16 protein-coding genes are annotated in these 18734 nt (G+C 46.9%); 8 read left to right on the top strand and 8 right to left on the bottom strand.

Features of this window, described 5'->3' with window-relative positions; genetic code table 11:
* Positions 1 to 257: 257 nt before the first annotated feature.
* Positions 258 to 1427, top strand: coding sequence for a glycoside hydrolase family 88 protein (locus ACYVGR_RS14005; RefSeq protein ID WP_460957609.1), 1170 nt, complete (start codon positions 258 to 260; stop codon positions 1425 to 1427).
* A 103-nt stretch (positions 1428 to 1530) separates the two neighbouring features.
* Here ACYVGR_RS14005 and ACYVGR_RS14000 read toward each other — a convergent pair whose 3' ends face one another.
* On the bottom strand, positions 1531 to 2235 hold the full coding sequence (locus ACYVGR_RS14000; protein ID WP_460957607.1) for an SGNH/GDSL hydrolase family protein: 705 nt from the start codon (positions 2233 to 2235) through the stop codon (positions 1531 to 1533).
* 176 nt (positions 2236 to 2411) lie between these two features.
* Here ACYVGR_RS14000 and ACYVGR_RS13995 point away from each other — a divergent pair, with 176 nt between their 5' ends.
* On the top strand, positions 2412 to 3020 hold the full coding sequence (locus ACYVGR_RS13995; RefSeq protein WP_182463993.1) for an RNA polymerase sigma factor: 609 nt from the start codon (positions 2412 to 2414) through the stop codon (positions 3018 to 3020).
* On the top strand, positions 3010 to 4761 hold the full coding sequence (locus ACYVGR_RS13990) for a hypothetical protein (RefSeq protein ID WP_460957605.1): 1752 nt from the start codon (positions 3010 to 3012) through the stop codon (positions 4759 to 4761). The genes ACYVGR_RS13995 and ACYVGR_RS13990 overlap by 11 nt, the downstream gene beginning before the upstream one ends.
* A 230-nt stretch (positions 4762 to 4991) precedes the next feature.
* On the opposite strand, the gene ACYVGR_RS13985 is transcribed toward ACYVGR_RS13990, so the two are convergent.
* The 4 genes from ACYVGR_RS13985 to ACYVGR_RS13970 all read right to left on the bottom strand — a co-directional run bounded on the left by ACYVGR_RS13985 (position 4992) and on the right by ACYVGR_RS13970 (position 10474).
* Positions 4992 to 5891, bottom strand: coding sequence for an SDR family oxidoreductase (locus ACYVGR_RS13985; protein WP_460957603.1), 900 nt, complete (start codon positions 5889 to 5891; stop codon positions 4992 to 4994).
* Positions 5892 to 6148: 257 nt separating this feature from the next.
* On the bottom strand, positions 6149 to 8935 hold the full coding sequence (gene treY, locus ACYVGR_RS13980) for a malto-oligosyltrehalose synthase (protein ID WP_460957601.1): 2787 nt from the start codon (positions 8933 to 8935) through the stop codon (positions 6149 to 6151).
* Positions 8936 to 9093: 158 nt separating this feature from the next.
* Positions 9094 to 9777 carry a DUF421 domain-containing protein gene (locus tag ACYVGR_RS13975; protein ID WP_460957599.1) on the bottom strand — a complete coding sequence of 228 codons (684 nt, stop codon included), beginning with the start codon at positions 9775 to 9777 and terminating at the stop codon, positions 9094 to 9096.
* 7 nt (positions 9778 to 9784) lie between these two features.
* A complete protein-coding gene (locus tag ACYVGR_RS13970) occupies positions 9785 to 10474 on the bottom strand; it encodes a YetF domain-containing protein (RefSeq protein WP_460957597.1) in 690 nt (229 codons plus the stop codon).
* 178 nt (positions 10475 to 10652) lie between these two features.
* Here ACYVGR_RS13970 and ACYVGR_RS13965 point away from each other — a divergent pair, with 178 nt between their 5' ends.
* Together ACYVGR_RS13965 and ACYVGR_RS13960 are read left to right on the top strand one after the other, a co-directional pair.
* A complete protein-coding gene (locus ACYVGR_RS13965; protein WP_460957595.1) occupies positions 10653 to 12392 on the top strand; it encodes an alpha-amylase family protein in 1740 nt (579 codons plus the stop codon).
* A gap of 301 nt (positions 12393 to 12693) precedes the next feature.
* Positions 12694 to 12852 (top strand): hypothetical protein, encoded by a 159-nt coding sequence (locus ACYVGR_RS13960; protein WP_460957593.1) that lies wholly within the window; start codon positions 12694 to 12696, stop codon positions 12850 to 12852.
* Between the two features lie 32 nt (positions 12853 to 12884).
* On the opposite strand, the gene ACYVGR_RS13955 is transcribed toward ACYVGR_RS13960, so the two are convergent.
* Together ACYVGR_RS13955 and ACYVGR_RS13950 are read right to left on the bottom strand one after the other, a co-directional pair.
* Complete coding sequence (locus ACYVGR_RS13955; protein ID WP_460957591.1) at positions 12885 to 13334, bottom strand: hypothetical protein; 450 nt, start codon at positions 13332 to 13334, stop codon at positions 12885 to 12887.
* Positions 13335 to 13393: 59 nt separating this feature from the next.
* A complete protein-coding gene (locus tag ACYVGR_RS13950) occupies positions 13394 to 13894 on the bottom strand; it encodes a hypothetical protein (protein WP_460957589.1) in 501 nt (166 codons plus the stop codon).
* 309 nt (positions 13895 to 14203) lie between these two features.
* On the opposite strand from ACYVGR_RS13950, the gene ACYVGR_RS13945 reads away from it, so the two are divergent.
* Both ACYVGR_RS13945 and ACYVGR_RS13940 read left to right on the top strand, forming a co-directional pair.
* Positions 14204 to 14800 carry a cysteine hydrolase family protein gene (locus ACYVGR_RS13945; protein WP_460957587.1) on the top strand — a complete coding sequence of 199 codons (597 nt, stop codon included), beginning with the start codon at positions 14204 to 14206 and terminating at the stop codon, positions 14798 to 14800.
* Between the two features lie 327 nt (positions 14801 to 15127).
* A complete protein-coding gene (locus ACYVGR_RS13940) occupies positions 15128 to 15616 on the top strand; it encodes a response regulator (protein WP_460957585.1) in 489 nt (162 codons plus the stop codon).
* Positions 15617 to 16024: 408 nt separating this feature from the next.
* On the opposite strand, the gene ACYVGR_RS13935 is transcribed toward ACYVGR_RS13940, so the two are convergent.
* On the bottom strand, positions 16025 to 16450 hold the full coding sequence (locus tag ACYVGR_RS13935) for a hypothetical protein (protein WP_460957583.1): 426 nt from the start codon (positions 16448 to 16450) through the stop codon (positions 16025 to 16027).
* Positions 16451 to 17222: 772 nt separating this feature from the next.
* Here ACYVGR_RS13935 and ACYVGR_RS13930 point away from each other — a divergent pair.
* A complete protein-coding gene (locus tag ACYVGR_RS13930; protein WP_460957581.1) occupies positions 17223 to 18131 on the top strand; it encodes a glycosyltransferase family 2 protein in 909 nt (302 codons plus the stop codon).
* Positions 18132 to 18734 lie beyond the last annotated feature (603 nt).

Here is an 18734-nt window from a genome sequence, read left to right as displayed (position 1 = left end):
CTCGTCCAATTTAGTTTCTATAGATTCTCGGGGCCGCCCGCGCGGTTGATTCTATTGTGCTGATAATCAAAGACGATAGAATCAACCGCGCGGGCGGCCCCGAGAATCTATAGAATCCCCTAGAATCTATTTTGCCAAAGCACTAGCTTTCTCTCCCTCAATAAAAACATTCCCTGAGTCGGTTATAAACAATCATTTTTATTCTTATTTCATTTTGGGGCCTCTTTCACTAACAATTGGCCCCTCACTAAATCCCGATGAAGCGACATATTTATCTTTTTCTACTATTACTTGGGCCAGTTGCTTTTGCCCAAACGCCCTTGAACGTTGATAACGAATTTGCGTTTGCCGCCAAGCAATACGAATTAATGCTGAAAAGCCACCCCGACACAACTAAATTTCCTCAGTCGACAAAACCGGACGGTACGCCCGACGACCGGAAATCAGACTGGTGGTGTAGTGGTTTCTTTGGTGGTTCGCTTTGGCACATCTATCAGCGCACCAAAGCTCCCATCTGGAAAGAAGCTGCCAACAAATGGACGATGGCCGTAGCCAAGGAGCAGTACAATACCGGCACTCACGATCTGGGATTCATGCTCTACTGCCCCTTCGGCAATGGTTACCGACTCACCAAAAATCCAGCGTATCCGCCTATTTTACTCACCGGGGCAAAATCATTGTCCACTCGCTTCGACCCAAAAGTTGGCCTGATTAAGTCATGGAACAAATTCCAGAACTATACCTACCCGGTTATCATCGATAACATGATGAATCTGGAGTTCCTGTTCTGGGCAGCAAAAACCTCAGGGAATAAGGAATTCTATAACCTTTCGGTTACCCATGCCGATAATACCATGAAGAACCACTACCGGCCTGATTACAGCAGCTATCATGTGGTTTGCTATAATCCAGATGGTACGGTAGCTGCCAAGAAAACAGCGCAGGGCTATGCCGATAATTCGGCTTGGGCACGGGGACAAGCGTGGGGTCTGTACGGCTTCACGGTTATGTACCGAGAAACGAAAGACAAGAAATACCTGGATTTCGCCCGTCACATTGCTGATTTCTATTTGAATCATCCAAACCTACCTGCCGATAAAGTGCCATACTGGGATTTCAATGCGCCTAACATTCCAAACGAAGAGCGGGATGCTTCAGCAGCGGCTATTACGGCGTCGGCTTTACTGGAGCTTTGCACCTATGGCGGTCCATCGGCAAAAACGTACTATCAATCGGCGGTGAAGATGCTGGAGAGCCTGTCTAGCCCGGCTTACAAGGCTAATCTGGGGGAAAACAACAATTTTATTCTGAAGCACAGCGTAGGTCATAAACCTCAAAAGAGCGAAGTAGATACGCCTATCATCTACGCGGATTACTATTACCTGGAAGCGTTACTGCGTTACGATGCACTCCGGAAAAAGTTTTAAATAATTGTTTCAGCCAGGCCGCCGGAGCGGTTTCAAGTTCAAGGTTTCAGGTTTAAAGCAGAATCAACCATTCTGCAACCTGAAACCTTGAACTTGAAACAACCTAATAATACCGCCTAATCGCCTGAATGGTAACAATGGTTGGAGCAGACAGATAAAAATCGAATAACGAACGGCCCAATAACTCATGACTGATCGCATTCAGGTGTTGAGGGTCATTTGCTAAAAAATATTCCTCTTGCGGACGAATAATTGAATCGGAGTCGAACACACTAAATAACTGCTTATCTGCTTCGTCCAGCAGCACATTCCGGCTCCGCTGTCGAACCCACTGATTAGCCCGATTCAGGTGAGGGAAAGGCGTTAGAACCAGCACATTATGCCGATAAGGCCGTAACTGTTTTAGTAACATGGATAAGGCCATGTTACGACGAGAACGGAGTAAAGACGATAGTATAGTCTTCGCAGCCTTAAGCGGACTCAACACTTGAGTCCCCGTACCATTAGCCTTTAAATCAAAGGATTGGTATAAAACTGGTGTAGCCAAACAAGGCACATCAATCGAATCAAATGCTGACGGTTGCAGAATCCGATGGTCCAATTGCAGAATGATTAAGTCATACCGATTAAGCGGCAACTGGGCTAGTGTTGACGACATCTGTGCCATTGTTAGATGCGCGTAGGCTTCTACCGACACCGCCTGCCCGGCAAGGCTGACCTGACGAATAAAATGCCCAATATAACTTAAGTTTCCTCCCTCCAGGCCAAAGCCGTAAGTATGTTCATCGCCAATTACTAACACGTTCATCAGTCAACAAAAACGGGGCGAATAAACCCGTTTTCTTCCTTTACGTGTGTAGTAGGTCAACTGTGGCAACCAACTCCGAAAAATAATTATCAACCAAAACAATAATTGCAACGTTCTACGTTTGAAACGCGTAGAGTAGGATAGAGTCAGATTGTTAACGTAAATCCGATCGAACTTTGTTTTTCCGAAAATCGTCTCCGTTTGCCGATAATGATCTGCTAAGCGTCATTCGGGCTTGTCGTGTCAATGATCCACGAGCCCAACGAACGCTGTTTAAGCAGTTTTTTGGCTACGCCAAAAGTATTTGTCTGCGCTATACGTCAAGTTCCGAAGAAGCCGAAGATGTTCTGAACGAAGGATTTCTTAAAGCATTTCAACATTTAGACAGCTATGACGAAACATTACCGTTCAAGGCCTGGCTACGAACTATCCTGGTCAATACAGCCATAAGCCATTATCGTAAGAATCATCGATTCGAGCAACATACATCGCTGGAAGCAGGTGAGCAGGTTACTTTCGACGAAAACATTGTCGATCAGATTGCCGCGGAGGAGATTCTGGCCCTTGTACAGCAACTCACTCCAACCTACCGAACTGTATTTATGATGCACGTGGTAGATGGTTATACACTTCACGAAATTGCCGGGATCTTGAGTCATAACGAGGCAACGGTGCGCTCGAATTATGCTCGTGCCCGGCAGAAATTACAGGTACTCATCAAACAAGCCTATCCTTTTTACGAAAATTCTAGCCCTGGGGCTACTATACCATATCATGAAAACTGACCGATTTTCCGATATTATCCGGCGAAAACTGGAAAGTATTCGGCCGGAGTTTACTGAAAAAGACTGGACGCGGATGCAAGCCACGCTTCAGCAGGCTGGACCTCCCCTGCCTGGTTCGGCTGGAGCGGGCCAGCCGTTCAGTGGTAGTATCTGGTCGACTCACCCCTGGTTCATGGCGGCTGCTTCTGTTGGTACAGCTGCGTTGATTTCATTCAGCGTCTGGCAACGGAGTCAGATCAGCGATCTCCAGAAAACTGTTGGCCAACTAAAACAGAAGTCTGATTCAATACAGATGGCCCCAATGTTGCCAACGCAGGAACAGCCAACATTGGCCAAAGCAGATAACGCTATTCAGCCTTCACAAAATCAGGAATCAACAACGGGACCAAACCTTTCTCGTCAACGCGATACGGTTTATATAACCCGCTATGTGCAGGTACCTTCTCGCTCGCAATTCGATCACTCAGAAGAGCGTCCTGATGTTAGGACAGAAACCCCACCTGATCAACGATATGCTGAGACGGGCCGTGCTCCTGCCAACTCAGGTTTATCACGCCAACAAAATGACCTAAACTCCAACCAGAAAACTAATTCATATGGCGTTTCTTCTACTCCTTTAACCAGTGACAGGAATACTTCAGATCTTGCCTCTCCAACCCTGACAGGTACGACCAATGCGCCGTCAGCCAGTGAGACGAATTCGACCTACTCCTCAGAAATGAGCGGTAATGAATCGAATCGACTGGCGGGCAATAGACGTGCAGGACGGAGACCAAAAGGTAATGGCACCAACCGAAACAACCTATACGAATCTGAATCGTATGCGGGACAGTCGGCTGTTAACCAGACCATAAATACCAATTTGCCGCCAAACGACCCGACTGCTGTTACGAACAGGGCTTCTGCATCAGCGGAGCAATCGGTGGCCGCAACGGGGACATCAGCAAGCTATGAACTGGCTAACAGTCGTTCCTTGTCGACAAAAACGGTTAACTGGAGTGCTCTAATGGCGCAACGATCAAAACGTATACGCCAGGCGTGGACTCCAGCAGTGGTAGACGTTGCAGAACAGAAATCTACGGCACCCGAAAGTCAACCAACTCCACGTCTGGGCACTCAATTCCGCCTGGGTGTAGGCGGTGAACTGGCTGGTAGCTCTCAAAATGTTGGTGTATTTTCGGAGGTGTTGTTTGGTAAACACTGGTCGCTAGGTATAGGCTTTGTCAAAGCAAACTATACCAATAAGTTTACTGATGACGAAGATTTTGAGAAACGTACCCACCGCGATTTTAAAAATGCATTTGGTCCTGGTATAGACCAGTTCCGTGACATTGTAGGCATTGATACACGTCAAACCCGTTACCAAATACCGATTAGTCTCGGCTACCGCATACCGCTTAATGCATCGTTAACGCTGTTGTCAAGTGTAGGTACGTCTTTGAATCTGAACAACTTGGAGAACGTCTCGTTTTACTGCCGTTTGCCTCTTCTTCCATTTCAGCCGAACCCAAACAAGTACACCCCTGGTCAGGTTGATCTTATTAAAAAGCAACCAATTGACTTAATCAATAGTCTATCATTGGGAGCTGGCCTTGAATGGCATAGCCGACATTGGGCTTTGCAAGGTATTCCAGTTCTTAATATGCCTATACGGTCTGCTGCATCCACAATGCAGCCTGATCAAAACTGGCAGCAAAAGGCAACGGTTAGCTTACGGGCAAGGCTTTTGTACAACTTTTAGCTGTAGCTTATCAAACCGGAACTGCCCGCGAAAGAGTTTTCGCGGGCAGTTCCGGTTTAAATTATACACTTATTTATTGGGGAGTAACCAACAGTCTACGCATTACAGTATTGGCATTACTTCACAGCCACTCCCGAGCGTAAGCGTAATGGTTGCTACCTGATTGATTTGAAGAAATCAATCAGGTAATCATGAACAGAATAAAACACACTAATACTCACGTAATAACTTCAAATACTTGGTGTTCCACCAGTTACTTGTATGGTGCTTCCCGTCATATAGCTTGAATCATTAGAAGCCAGCAATACATAGGCTGCTGCCAGTTCGGCGGGTTGACCAGCCCGACCCAGAGGTACGTCATGACCGAAATTTTTTACTTTTTCGGAGTCCATCGTCGACGGAATCAGAGGAGTCCAGATTGGTCCCGGCGCCACACAATTGACCCGAATGCCTTTTTCAGCCCATACCTGGCCCAGATTAGCCGTGAAGTTCTGGATGGCCGCTTTGGTAGCGGCATAGTCCAGCAACGTGGGGCCTGGCTTATAGGCGTTAATAGACGTTGTGTTTACGATTGTACTGCCCGGCTTCAGGTGTTTTTCAGCCGCCCGGCACAAATAAAACATCGAGAAAATATTAGTCCGGAATGTGCGGTCTAACTGTTCATTGGTGATATCCTGCAACGATGTTTGCGCCATCTGATACGCGGCATTGTTCACCAGAATATCCAACCCGCCTAGTTCTTCGACTGCTCGCTGCACAAGTTCCTTACAATGCTCATCCTCCTGAATATCGCCAGCTACCAGAACCGCTTTTCGGCCTGCTTCTTCGACGTAGCGGGCGGTTTCCTGCGCATCTTCGTCTTCGTTCAGATACGAAATCAATACGTCGGCACCCTCGCGGGCAAAAGCAATTGCCACCGCCCGGCCAATGCCGGAATCACCACCGGTAATGAGGGCTTTACGACCCGCTAATTTCCCTGAACCTTTGTAAGAGATTTCGCCATGATCAGCCTTAGGCTGCATCTCGGCTTCGGTACCCGGCGCGTCCTGCAGGGCTTGCTGCTCGTAAGGGGGTTGAGGATATTTTGTCTGCGGGTCTTCCAGGGAGGATGTTGTGTTTTGGGAAGTCATATTAGTTGAGTTAATGTTAAACGGCATCGGCTGCTGTATAGAATACTAACTGATTCCGACAGGCATGAGAGCTATAAAACGTTCCTGAATAAGGAAACGGTTCTATCTACAGACCGGCTATAGGGCGAAAACCCTGCTAATGAGTCAAGCAGACTACAGGGCAATACCTGCCAGTACGTTTGAGAGCTACGATGCCGAACGGAGACCGAAAAGACGTAATGGACACTAGTAAACTGGCGCTAGCGTTCACTGGATGGCTATTCCAGTTTAACAACAGCCAGGGGCAGATAAGTGAACAGATCGGTCACCCAAAGTCCATTGTCGACCGTACCTACGACGTCGATGAGTCGATGCTGCCATATACCAGGCGCTTCAGGTGGTAAGACGATCCGGGTGTTACCCCAATCGAGCGACACAGCGTCGGTTTCCTGCTCACGACACAGTTGAGCAATCCCTAAGGGAACTGCCACAATGTACCAGCTTCGTTCGTAGCGACGGGCAAAAGCCAGTACGTGCTGTTGGTGGCTCCCTTCAACCTGAAGTGGGATGTAATGTCCGTGAGAAAAGAGGTCAACTTGCTGATTTCGTTCGTTCAGGAGCGTATGGATCAGCCAGAGTTTGATTCGGGCGTCGTAGCGATGTTCCCATAAGTCAGCCCACAGATTAACCGTATTATGGCTAATCAGTTCATCCAGCCAGCGCTGCCGCTGATCATAGTCGACGGGTCGCCGATTGTCGGGATCGACAAGGCTTAAATCCCAGCCTTCGCAGCCCTGATAGATGTCGGGCAGGCCAGGAAGAGTACATTTCAACACCACCTGTGCCAGCGAGTTGATAATACCCAGGTCGGCTATTCGGCGATGAAATGGCGCAAATCGCTTCCAGAAAGGCTTTTTCGGGTCTAATAGCTGCCGGGCAAACGCTTTTGTGGCTTCTTCGTACACTTCGTTAGGCTCCGTGTAGGTTGAATTTCGTTTGGCTTCCCGCATGGCCTTTTCTAAATACTGCTCCAGCCGCCCCGTAAAGTTTTGTTCGTCCTGACCAGGCGACGATGTACTCCGCTTCGATTCGTGGGAAGACTCGACCGTAGGCATGGGGTAAGCCCCCACTAACGTTTGATAGATGAAATACTCATCGTTGACATCAGGTCGATTCGCCGATGCGGTGGACTCGTCGGGAGCATCTTTTTGCTTAAGGTCGCAGGTAAGTTCCTGCCAAGCCTCTACCTCCTCGAACCACTCGTCGGCAAAATCCGTCAATACGTTGAGTCGGCTACGGACATCTTCGCCCCGTTTGGTATCGTGGGTCGATGTGGCATTCAGAGCTAGCGGCCATTGCGCCTGCCGGTCGAGCATCTCCTGGTGAAACTCGTCGGTCTTCAGGCCAAAAAACTCCGGGGAGTCACCTACTTCGTCGTGCCCAATAAAGCGGGTATAGGTGTACATGAGCGTATCTTCCACCCCTTTGGCCATCAGCGGGCCAGTAAATTGCATACAACGTTGGTAGAATCGTATGGCTCGGCTGTTATAGTCGCCATTACCCGCCAGCGGCTTTGTCAATAGGACTTCCTCCAGCAGGTCGGCGGCTTGCCCTAAACTTGGTTTTCGTTTACGAATCCCCTCTAAAATGGTCTGTATCGCTTCTGCTTCGCTTTTTTTTAGGGGTACACAATTGCCATAATAGCGGTAGACCGGACACTGAACCAGAAACTCCCGGATGGCGGCTTTCAGACTGTCGGCGGGTAAAGCGTTTAATTGATCCTCCTCAATCAGGTTCAGGCTCTGGAACAACGCGTACAGGTTATCCAGCTCACCGCGCATGTGCTCATCAAGAATGTACGCTTTTTTGTCGTATAGTTCCTGGTGAACTACCTGCTTTTCGCCCAGCAACTTTGTATAAAACTGAGTGAATTTCTGCTGGCTACCGGTTTGGGTAAACAGGTTATTGACCAGCGCCAGAAACTGGTAGCCCGTTGCGCCCTGAACAGGCCAGTCCTTGGGCAGATCTTCGCCCGATTCCAGAATTTTTTCAACCACGATGTAGGCTTCGTCACCAGCCATTTCCCGAAGCTGCTCCAGATAGCCGCTCGGATCGTACAATCCATCGATATGATCGACGCGCAGTCCTTGAAACACACCCGCTTTGAGCAGATTTTTTGCGTGCTCATGTACATGATCAAAAACAATGGGGTTCTGGATGTTCAGGCAAATCAGGCTATTGACAGTAAAAAACCGACGGTAATTGATCCGGTAATTGGTTTCTCCGTGTGCACATAAGCGGTATTCCTGCTCATCGATCACTCGCCGTAGCAGAGCCCTATTCATGTTCACCGCCTTAAGGCAGGCGCGCAAATACGGTTTTTGATCGGTCTCTTCGAGTCGTTTAGCCAGTTTCAAGTGCCACTCCTGGCTTCGCAGGCTGTACGTGGTCGCATCCGTCAGCTTGTCCAGATCGGGTAACTGATCCAGTAAACGCTGAATAGGCAAACTGAGCTTATTCTCAGTAGGTTGCAGAATACTGGCATAGGAGCGCAGATGCAGCGGATAGGCCGTGTCGTAATAAGCCAGTACCAGGCGTTTATCCTGCCAGTCGATTGCCAGTTCGCCTTTATGGAGAACGTCTTCCAGTGAGTCACCCAGAAACGGCACCATCAGCCGTCCGTGGTACACCGGGCTAGTCCAGTCAATGTCAAAGAAGCAACTATAGATCGAGCGTTGCCCTTTTTCGAGCACATCCATAAGCCAGGTATTAGCCGGATCGAAGGCCATGTGATTGGGCACAATGTCCTGCAACCAACCCATGCCCCGTTCGGCCAGTTGCTTATGAATTCGGGTCAACTGAGCCTGGGTGCCAATTTCAGGATTTATCCGTTGAGGATTCACAACATCGTAGCCGTGTTGGCTACCGGCTACGGCCTCGAAAATGGGTGAGGCATAGATTGTTTTGATCCCAAGCTTATCCAGATAGGGAATGATGCGTTCAAAATGACTGAATGTAAAATCTTTATGAAATTGAATTCGATAGGTAGCAATTGGGTTATTCATAATGTTCTGCGAAAAGAATGTATACCGCGTAATCCCAGAAAAAATAGGCGGGTTGATCTTTTTACCGCGTGCTAAAGGGTCTGTAAACGCGGTCACTTTTCTAACTCCACCTAAGTGTCCGCTGACTATTCTGGTAAAATTGAAGTGAGCCAACGGCACTACTTCAGTGCAGCCACCCATACTTTATGGCCGCACTGACTACAGACATCGGATGTATGGGTTGGCTGTAAATTGCCACAGTGGTAGCAGACGTATCGACACGGCGCTTTTTCCTGTTGATCAATGAAATCGGTATCCCATTCTGGCAGAACCGAGAGGCCAGGCTTAGGTTCTGGTTCTTCAATCAGGGTGAAGGCACCGTTAGCTTCCATGTACAGCCGTTTTACATGGCCTAAGTGGATCAGGCCACTGGATCGAAGCTGGGCAAAAAGTAGTTCGCGGGTGATACGTGCCTTCTTCATAGCTGGCATTTGTATAATCGAGTTCTCAACAAGTGTGCTCTTATCACCCTGCGTAATCGCTTCAAATCGCTGATTTTTAGCCGCATAATACGAAACGATACGTTGGATAATGACCACGACTGTCCCGATAATATAAGCGGGTAGCAGGCCCCGATGTGCATCCAGAATAGGCACACCAATTGCAGCCGCCATTGAAATCATGGCGGCCATTTCATTCCGGCTCAGTTTAGAAGCCATTCGCCGACCCATTAGCCGCATTGTGAGAACCAACAGGAAATAAATCGCAGCCGCCCGGATTATAATTTCAACGTAAAAAATACCCGGAACCTCGCCAACCAGAATCCGCTGCCAGTCATATAAATGTATATCTTCCTTTTTCATGATTGAGTTAGAGTACTGCGTCTCCCCAATCATTGGCTTGACAGATTGGGCACGATTCGGGTTGGGATTTTGCGGGGATCGTGTTGCCGCAATTGGTGCAGGCAAGAAGCTTTTCGGTGGGGTGTTGGTGAATGGATTGGATTTCACTATCCGTAGGCGGTAAAACGGACAGCCCGGGCTTGCCTTTCTCATCGGTATAAATACTGAACATGCCGTATGCTTCTAAATACAGGCGTTTTACCTTACCCAGATTATAGATGTTTTCGCTGCGCAGCGCGGCATAAATCTGCTGATGAGAAAGCCGATTTTTCTCCATAACGTCTATCTGCATAATCCCATCTTTGATAATAACCGTTTCTGTGCCCTGTATCAACTTTTCGGTTTTGCTGTTTCGGAAGCCTAGTAGATTGATTTCGCGGAGAAAAGCCAATGCACAGAGTAGCGCCAGTATACCCGACAACAAACCCCGGTCGGGTAACTGCATGGCTGGCGAAACAATGGCCCCCATTGTGAGCATAACGCTCATTTCCAGATTGGTAAGCTGCCCGTTCATTCGTTTTCCAAGCAGGCGCATTACTACCAGAAGGGCTATGTAAATTAGGGTTGTACGGATAAATACTTCCAGCAAAAATTCGCCAGGAGCATCACCAATCAAGATTCGTTGCCAATCCCCAAACTTAATATCGTCTTTGTTCATGCTCCCCTAACTTTTCGATTGGCCTAAATGATTGAGTGTCCATGAGAGATCTGGGTTTATTCCTATATTCTATTCGGTATGCCAAACAAACAGACCACATCCTCAAGAAACGGAAAATGTTACTAACAGGATGGTTTTGTCGTGAGTTGGCCTCATCAACTACACTCAACGCGTATCCATGAAAAAAATAGCTCTCATCCTGTGTATCAGTCTCTTTACTGCCTGCCAGCAGAAAACATCAGAAACAGAATCCGAAAAAACATTACCCGTTCCTACGCCTACCGATTTTATCGAAGAGCTGTGGTATAAAAATGGACTGATTTATAGTGTAGATGTTGAGGTTTTCAAGGACTCAGATGGGAATGGATTTGGTGATTTCAATGGCCTATCGCAACAGCTTGATTACCTGAAGGCACTGGGCGTTGCAACCATCTGGCTGGCCCCATTTCAACCCACACCGAACAAAGACGATGGCTATGACGTATCGGACTTCTACGGAATTGACCCGAACCTGGGCACCACTCACGATTTTGACAACTTCATCCGTCAGGCGAACCAGAAAGGAATTCGAGTGATGATGGATCTGGTCACTAACCACACATCTGATCAGCATCCGTGGTTTAAGCAGGCCCGTCAGGATAAGAATTCTCCCTACCGATCCTGGTACGTATGGTCGAAAGAACGCCCGAAAAAATGGGACAAGGGCATGGTATTTCCGGGTGTACAGAAAGACATCTGGACATTAGATAAACAAGCGGGCGAATACTTCTATCATCGCTTTTACGATTTCCAGCCAGACCTGAATATGCAGAATCCGGCTGTTCAGCGAGAAATGCGAAAAATTGTCCGCTACTGGCTCGATAAAGGTATTGCGGGTTTCCGCGTGGATGCCGTTCCTTTCCTGATTGAAGTTGCCAACGCTGATTTCGATCCCGACAAACCCGAACACCAATTTGATATAATCACCCAGTTGCACCAGTACATTCAGTGGCACAAACGCGATGCCATTCTGCTTGGCGAGGCCAATGTCGATCCGAAAGAGCAGGAGCCTTTTTTTGGTAAGGAAGGCCAGAACATGCAAACGATGTTCAATTTCTTCGTCAATCAGCACCTCTTCTATGCGCTGGCGACATCCGAGATCAACTCATTGAAGAAAGCCCTGGAAAAAACTAAAGACATTCCGCCCACAGCTCAATGGGCCCATTTTCTGCGAAACCACGACGAGATTGATCTGGGTCGACTAAGTGACTCCGAACGAGATAAGGTGTATGATAAGTTTGGCCCTGACACGACCATGCAACTCTACGAACGGGGTATTCGTCGCCGACTGGCACCCATGCTGGGTGATCCGCGTCTAGTCGAACTATCCTATAGCGTGCTGTTTTCGCTGCCAGGCATGCCCGTCATTCGGTATGGGGAAGAAATTGGTATGGGTGATGACCTCAAGCTAAAAGAACGCATGGCCATTCGGACGCCTATGCAATGGACGAGCGGTCTGAACGCAGGTTTTTCGAATGGTGCGAAGCTGGTACGTCCCATTATCAATCAGGGGTCATATAGTTACACAAAAGTTAACGTAGCCGCCCAACGTTCTGACTCGGCATCGCTGTTAAACAAGGTTGCCCGATTTGCCCGAATGCGAAGGCAATGCCCCGAAATTGGGTGGGGGACATGGGAAATTCTCGATACCCAATCTGAGCATGTATTGGCTATACGCTACAACTGGAAAGACCGTTCCCTCGTAATGGTCAACAATTTCAGTCCAGAGCCTCAAAAATGCCAGTTATCATTGCCGTTGAAGACCCCTGGTACACTGGTTAATCTTTTCGATTCTGTCCAGACACAGGTTGGCAACAAGGGCACGTATACGGTTCAGTTAGCCGGCTATGGCTATAGCTGGTATCGACTGAAAAATTAATAAATCATGCTTGTACCACTAACTGTAGAAAAGCGATCAATTGGCGTAACTTCCTCTCAACCAAGCCAATGCCCTCTTATGGGCACCTACGCCAAAACAGGTAGCGATTAAGCTAACCGAATACTCGGAAGTACTACCCCTACAAAAAGAAGCGTTAGGGTACTGGAGCTTAACCACCCCAAAATCAAGCCCAATGCGTTATACACCTTCTTACTGGACAACGAAAAAGAGTGTCAGTATCCGGCATCGCTTGCTCAACCCGATGGCATAGAAGGCCCCTGGCATCAATGCGATAAAGATTATGCCTGTCGCCCAGTTTTCAAACGCCCGAAACTGGGGTTATGATGGTGTATTCTGGTATACCATACAAGACTCCTACGGTGGGGCAAGTGGCACCATGAAAAGTCCCGTATTAACTTACCCCATTCCATTTCAGCACACCTGTATCAATAAGCGTTAGTTGACAGGTGAACGGCAATTCTACGAGTTGACCTATTCCTGAGTGGAGTTCCGGTTCGATACAGTAGCCGAGTTTAAAGTTAAAGCGCCTACAGTGCTTGTCATAGGTGCCTGATCATCCGTAGTATCTCGTTTAATCTTACCCGTGGTACGTTGGCTAAACCCTTGCAAAGCGTCTACTAATGTGTTCAGTTTGGATTGATCCGCCCCGTCGACGGAGCCAGTAGTTTGCTTTGTCAGATCGATCAGTGCTTCCAGCATTTGCTGAACCTGTTCCCCATTAGGATTATCACTTTGCAATTCACTTTTTAACTTACTCAGGGTATCAACAATAGGGTTGTTGCCCTCGTTGGCGGCTTGTAGAAAACTAAGCCAACTGTTTACGAGCGAAAGCCCATCTGTTTGAGATACGCTAGCGACATCGCCGTTAAACACCTTAACTGTAATGTCAATCAAGTTAGAAGCATGCTGATTTTGTGTCATTCCTATCTGTGGTTTAGTTGTTAGGTCATCCAATGATTGCCTGCCGATGAGTCGCTTAATCACTGTGGCTTTCTTAAGTCCAATGGGTTATCGACAAACAAACCCGGAAATTCATAGTGAAACGTATGGGAGTCCTGCACAATGGTATCGATCCAGTCAACGGTTTCAATTCCTTTATCCAGGCGCTCAAAATAGAGGGAAAAGCTCACCTGGTCAAAAGGGGCTACCCTGACTACATGCGGTAATAGTCGAATGCCTTTAGCTCTGATGAGTGAGTAACTTCGATTTTGTGATCGGGCAATCAGTTTGGTATTTGGACTGACACAAATGTAGCCAATCGGTAAAGACTGCTTGTCATGGGTATAAAAGGTGCTTCCTGGATTGATAAATTGTACCTCCAGAATTGTATAATCAGGCGTTAGCCGGACAGCGGTAACCTTGGTAGCATTGGGTTTTGAGACCTCTTCAACAAACCAATTTGACACGGAATACCGGGTGCAGCTACCTGAAGAAAGCCATACCAGGGCTCCCAGGCAAGTATGAAGTAGTAAGCTTTTCATAGTAGGTTTCTACACACTATTCTACCAGCCTTCCACCAAATCGATTGAAAAGATGTATCACTTGTGAGGAAATGGCCCCTGACTTTCAGGCTAGTATTCAATTTTTGGCCACTAGCCACCTTCAGAAAGGATTCGCCATTCATCTATGTGTTTAGCGTAGTGACCTACTATATGGGTTAATTATTGGTGCCGTTCCCTTACTTCTTTTCTTGCTGTACCGCAATTGGGCCTTCTGAAAGGTATAATTTCTGTCGGTACTCTCCATCGTGGTGCTGTCTATTTATTTACGCCAGAAAGGCTCGCCCGACTATGGAAAAAGAAAATTCTGATTTACATGGAAATGCGCCGGATACCTGCCCGGTTGCTATCCTGATTATTGATATGATCAATGACCTTGAATTTCCGGAAGGTCCACAACTTCTCGAGTCAGCCAGGAAGGCCGCTTGTTGTATTGCTGAGTTAAAGCGCCAGGCAAAACGACTGAAAATTCCAGTCATTTATGCAAATGATAACTTTGGGCACTGGCGCTCGGATATAACTTCGCTGGTTCAGCATTGCCTACAACGTAACGTGCGTGGCCAGTCTATTGTGAAGTTACTGAAACCCGGATCCACCGATTATGTGGTCTTAAAACCCAAAAATTCGGCTTTTTTTGAAACGACATTATCGCTCCTATTAACCTATTTAGGGACAAAACAGCTAATTCTGACTGGACTTAGCACCGATGTCTGTGTACAGTTTACGGCGCAGGACGCCTATCTTCGGGATTTCCGCTTATCGATCCCATCAAACTGTGTAGCATCACCCTCTATGGAACGAACTCAATCGAGTTTAGCCTACATGCAGCGCGTATTGCAGGCTGATATAACCCCCACAACTGAACTTGATTTGCAACAATTCCTATAGACAGCATTTATTTAGCAGTAGCGTTATACTGGTATCGCCATCTCTGCCGAACAACAGTAAGGTTTTCATCTACGTTACGGATGTCAAGTTCCAGGGTATCTTGCCAGAGTTTATAGTTGAAAGCGTCATAGTAAGTAGGTTGAAAGTCTATTGTAACCCAACTCGATAACCAGACTATTCACCATCTTCTCCTGCTTACAAGTGAGGGAGCGGCTCCTTTTGTAGTCGATCTAATTGATGCAAAATACACTCACTTTCCTACCAAGTCTCTAGCTTTTAGCTATTTTATATTGTACTTTTGGTAGGTAACATACCAGGTCAACGTTCATGAAAAATCAATTAGCTACGAACCCTACCCTTCGAGATAACTTTAGGAATGCCAGCCTATTACTGATTGAGGATAATCACGACCACGGGAAACTAATGACAGATTCTATTGCGCAGTGTTTACCCGAAGTAAAAACCGCGCTGGTTTCGTCGGAAGTTGAAGCCCTTTCCTTTTTGAACCAGTGCCGCACCGAAGAATGGAATTATCCGAAACTTATTCTTCTTGATCTATATATGCCTGATCGCCAGCATGGCTGGCGGCTATTGGAACAAATTAAAGCGATGCCCGCAGCCATGGGTAAAATCCCTGTCGTACTATTCAGTTCATCAGGCAGCCAGCAGGATATTGTCGAAGCCTACCAGCGTGGCTGCTCATCGTATCTGGTAAAGCCCCGGTTAGCTGCTGATTGGCTTCGTTATTTTCAAAGTCTGCGCACGTATTGGTGGGAAACGGTCACGCTACCCAAGGTTGAGATTTCGTTATTTTAACCAAAAGGATTTAGTCAGTCTACCAATTGTACGACCGTCAACCAGTACTCAATTAGCTGCCTGAGGGTTGAACCCGTGAGCTTGGATCGGTTGGAACAACGACAACAGAATTGGCGTCTAGTTGGTAGGCCTGCATTATCGTCTCGCCCGGTGCCCTTGTTTTGAAATAGTTGATGGACCAACATCCATCGACTCAACCTGTCGTTCTTCTTCACCTGCTTCCAGTCGGGAGAGGTCCATTAAGTTCGTTAACATCCCCAGGAACAGTCCGACCGCAACTAACCGTGAATGCGCCCGGTTCGTATCGATTTTCCTGACGCGTCAACAGGCAATGCCAATCGTACAAGCCCAATAATGCCCATACCGTCAAAACGGTACCTAGCCAGGAGCCTGTTTAGCCATGTTTAGTTATGGGTAGTCAAAATAGGTGATGGCCACTAGACTAGCCTCAAGGATCAGTTGCGTATACCGTATAGCAAGCAGTTCGGTTGAGTTAGCTGCGCAGAACGTACACACAAAGTAGCCCGCATCACTCTGGAGAATTGCGGCAATAATTTCTTCATTCGGGGCTACATCACCGACCTGCCGGTTAACCAATTCACCTTCCTGCTGAAAAACAAGTTGCTGAATACGTACATCACTCACCTGAAAACCAATTTCCGCCAGTCGTTTTTTACTACGGTCGTAGATCTGTTCCGCTTGTGAACTACCAATGGTGAAGGGGACAAAAAACTTCATGTGTTCACTAACCTCATACAGACCAACTAAAAGCTTATGAACACGACTGGTTGTGAGGTTGTGGTTCCATGTGGTCTCAGTTAAGTCGTTAGTCACGTTGCCAACAATTCGGGTTTAAGAAGCTTCTACTCCCCAAAAGATGTTCCTGAATAAGGACTTCCATAGAATAAGTTGTTGTTCAAGCTCCATACGAGCCAACTCTTAGGCATCAAGCAATTTGCTACGACTTCTCGCTGAATCAAGCAGACCCGTTTTGATTTAAAACTTTGGTTAAGAACCTGTTTAAACTTTTTCTAATCCAGCCATAATTAGTGCTTTTTTGTCATCCCGACGCAGGAGGGATCTTCGGGTGAGTCTATTGGCTAATCTGTCCCCGAAGATCCCTCCTGCGTCGGGATGACAAAAAAGCCATTGAAAGAAAAGTTTAAACAGCCTCTAATTGAAAACCACTAGCTCACAAAGTCAAACTTAATTTTTCTAATTAATATCCAAAGAGGTATTGGTTAGAAAAATTACACGTTTTAGTACATTAATCATACAATTATGTTATAAATATCAATATTAATAAACTAATGATATTAAAATATGACAATTTGTAAATTTTTACCCTATTTATAATATATCTACTTCTTTGCAATAGCGGTCTTCTGACTTTACATCTAAAACCTAGGCCTCGCTTTCTGGTAACTATCTATATCTCCCATAAACAGTTTGGCAGATTATTAACCAGGTTACTCAGGTCAATAACTCCTGACTTTCTTGAACTGGAAGCAAAGCTCTTAGCTCAATATCCAAGATAGACAGCGGCTTTTAATGACTTCACTAACCCTCATTTCTTCACTCTGTTAAAACTGATTGATCTTTACCTATGGACCGTATTGCCGCAGTTGTCGTCACTTACAATCGACTCAATGATCTACAACAGTGCCTCAGTAGCTTACACCAGCAGACCCGGCCACCTGATGCTATTTACGTCATTAATAATGGAAGTACCGATGGAACCAGCGATTGGCTAAGCACTCAATCAGGCTTGACCATTGTGAATCAACCAAATCTGGGGGGAGCAGGCGGGTTTGCCACCGGTATCGAACGATCTCACGGAGATGGCTATGACTGGATTTGGTGTATGGATGATGACTGTCTTGCTGCCTCCGATGCCCTCGAGCAACTGGTATTATCACCCAATATTGGCCCCTGTATCAAGAACAGCATCTCGATTAACGTGCATAAACGAGATGAGCTGGCTTTCTACGTCTATCGTCCTAACAAAACCTTTCGTCTCGTTGGAGACATGAGCCCATTCGCGTTGGTCTATGGAGTGGCCTCGTTTTTTAACGGAACGTTGATCAGTTCGGAGGTTATCGATCAGATTGGCATACCGGATAAAAAGCTATTTATCTGGGGCGATGAAGTGGAGTACATGACGCGTGCCCAGAAGATGGGCTTTCCGGTTGCGACAGTTCCCAAATCGGTATTTTATCATCCCCCCAGCGTTGATCGAGATGGGATTCCCTGGCCGGGGGCGTGGAAAAACTACTACCGGGTGCGAAACGAACGGCGAGTGTTTCAAAATGACCATGGCGATAAGTATGGGTTTATTATGTTTCTGTTCTGGTCGATGCGGGCCACGTTTGAACAGTTGGGCTCCGTGCACAAAAATCGGTTCTACAATTTTCTGCTGTACGGGGAAGCCTCATTGGATAGTCTGTTGAACAATTTTGGCAAACGACCCGAAACAATCCTAACGCTACGACTCTACCGATTTATGCATAAATAACTACCTGCCATGAATGTACTTATTGCAACTTACTTGGTTCCAACCTCACCCTCGGGTGTAGTTACCTACTACTAAACGCTGGCTAGCGACTTGACGGATGCTGGTGTAAAGTTTCAACTTGTTGATGCATCTCATACGCCCACTAGCTGGCGTAAATTTCTGGGTGTGCTGAAACGACTAATGCGAGCCAGCAATAATGCCATCATCGCCCTATGCCATTCTCAAGAAGTTCCAGTGATCATTAACCAAGTTTTGTAGCCCTACAAAATGTTGCAACAATCATTCGGCCGACAGGAACTGGCGATCCAGCGGCTGAATAGATTGTCGAATATGTCACTTGTGCAGTTTCTGATAGCTGCCGTGCTAACTGACCAAAAAGCCAATTCGGTACTTTTGGGAACCAGTAACCCTGCATACCTGCTACATAATATGGAGTCGTTGCGCTATACAGACAACTTAGCGGAACACTTACCACTTATAAGTAAATTATTAGCATGATTATTACGAAAAACACCTTCCAGCCCGGACAGACACTGGGCGCTGATATTTGTATTATTGGTAGTGTCCAGCAGCTATTTCAATGGCACTCAGCTTAAATTCAGC

The sequence above is a fragment of the Spirosoma litoris genome, assembly GCF_054776755.1.
The sequence above is the reverse complement of the archived record's forward strand: the minus strand, read 5'-3'. Positions and strand labels throughout refer to the sequence as shown.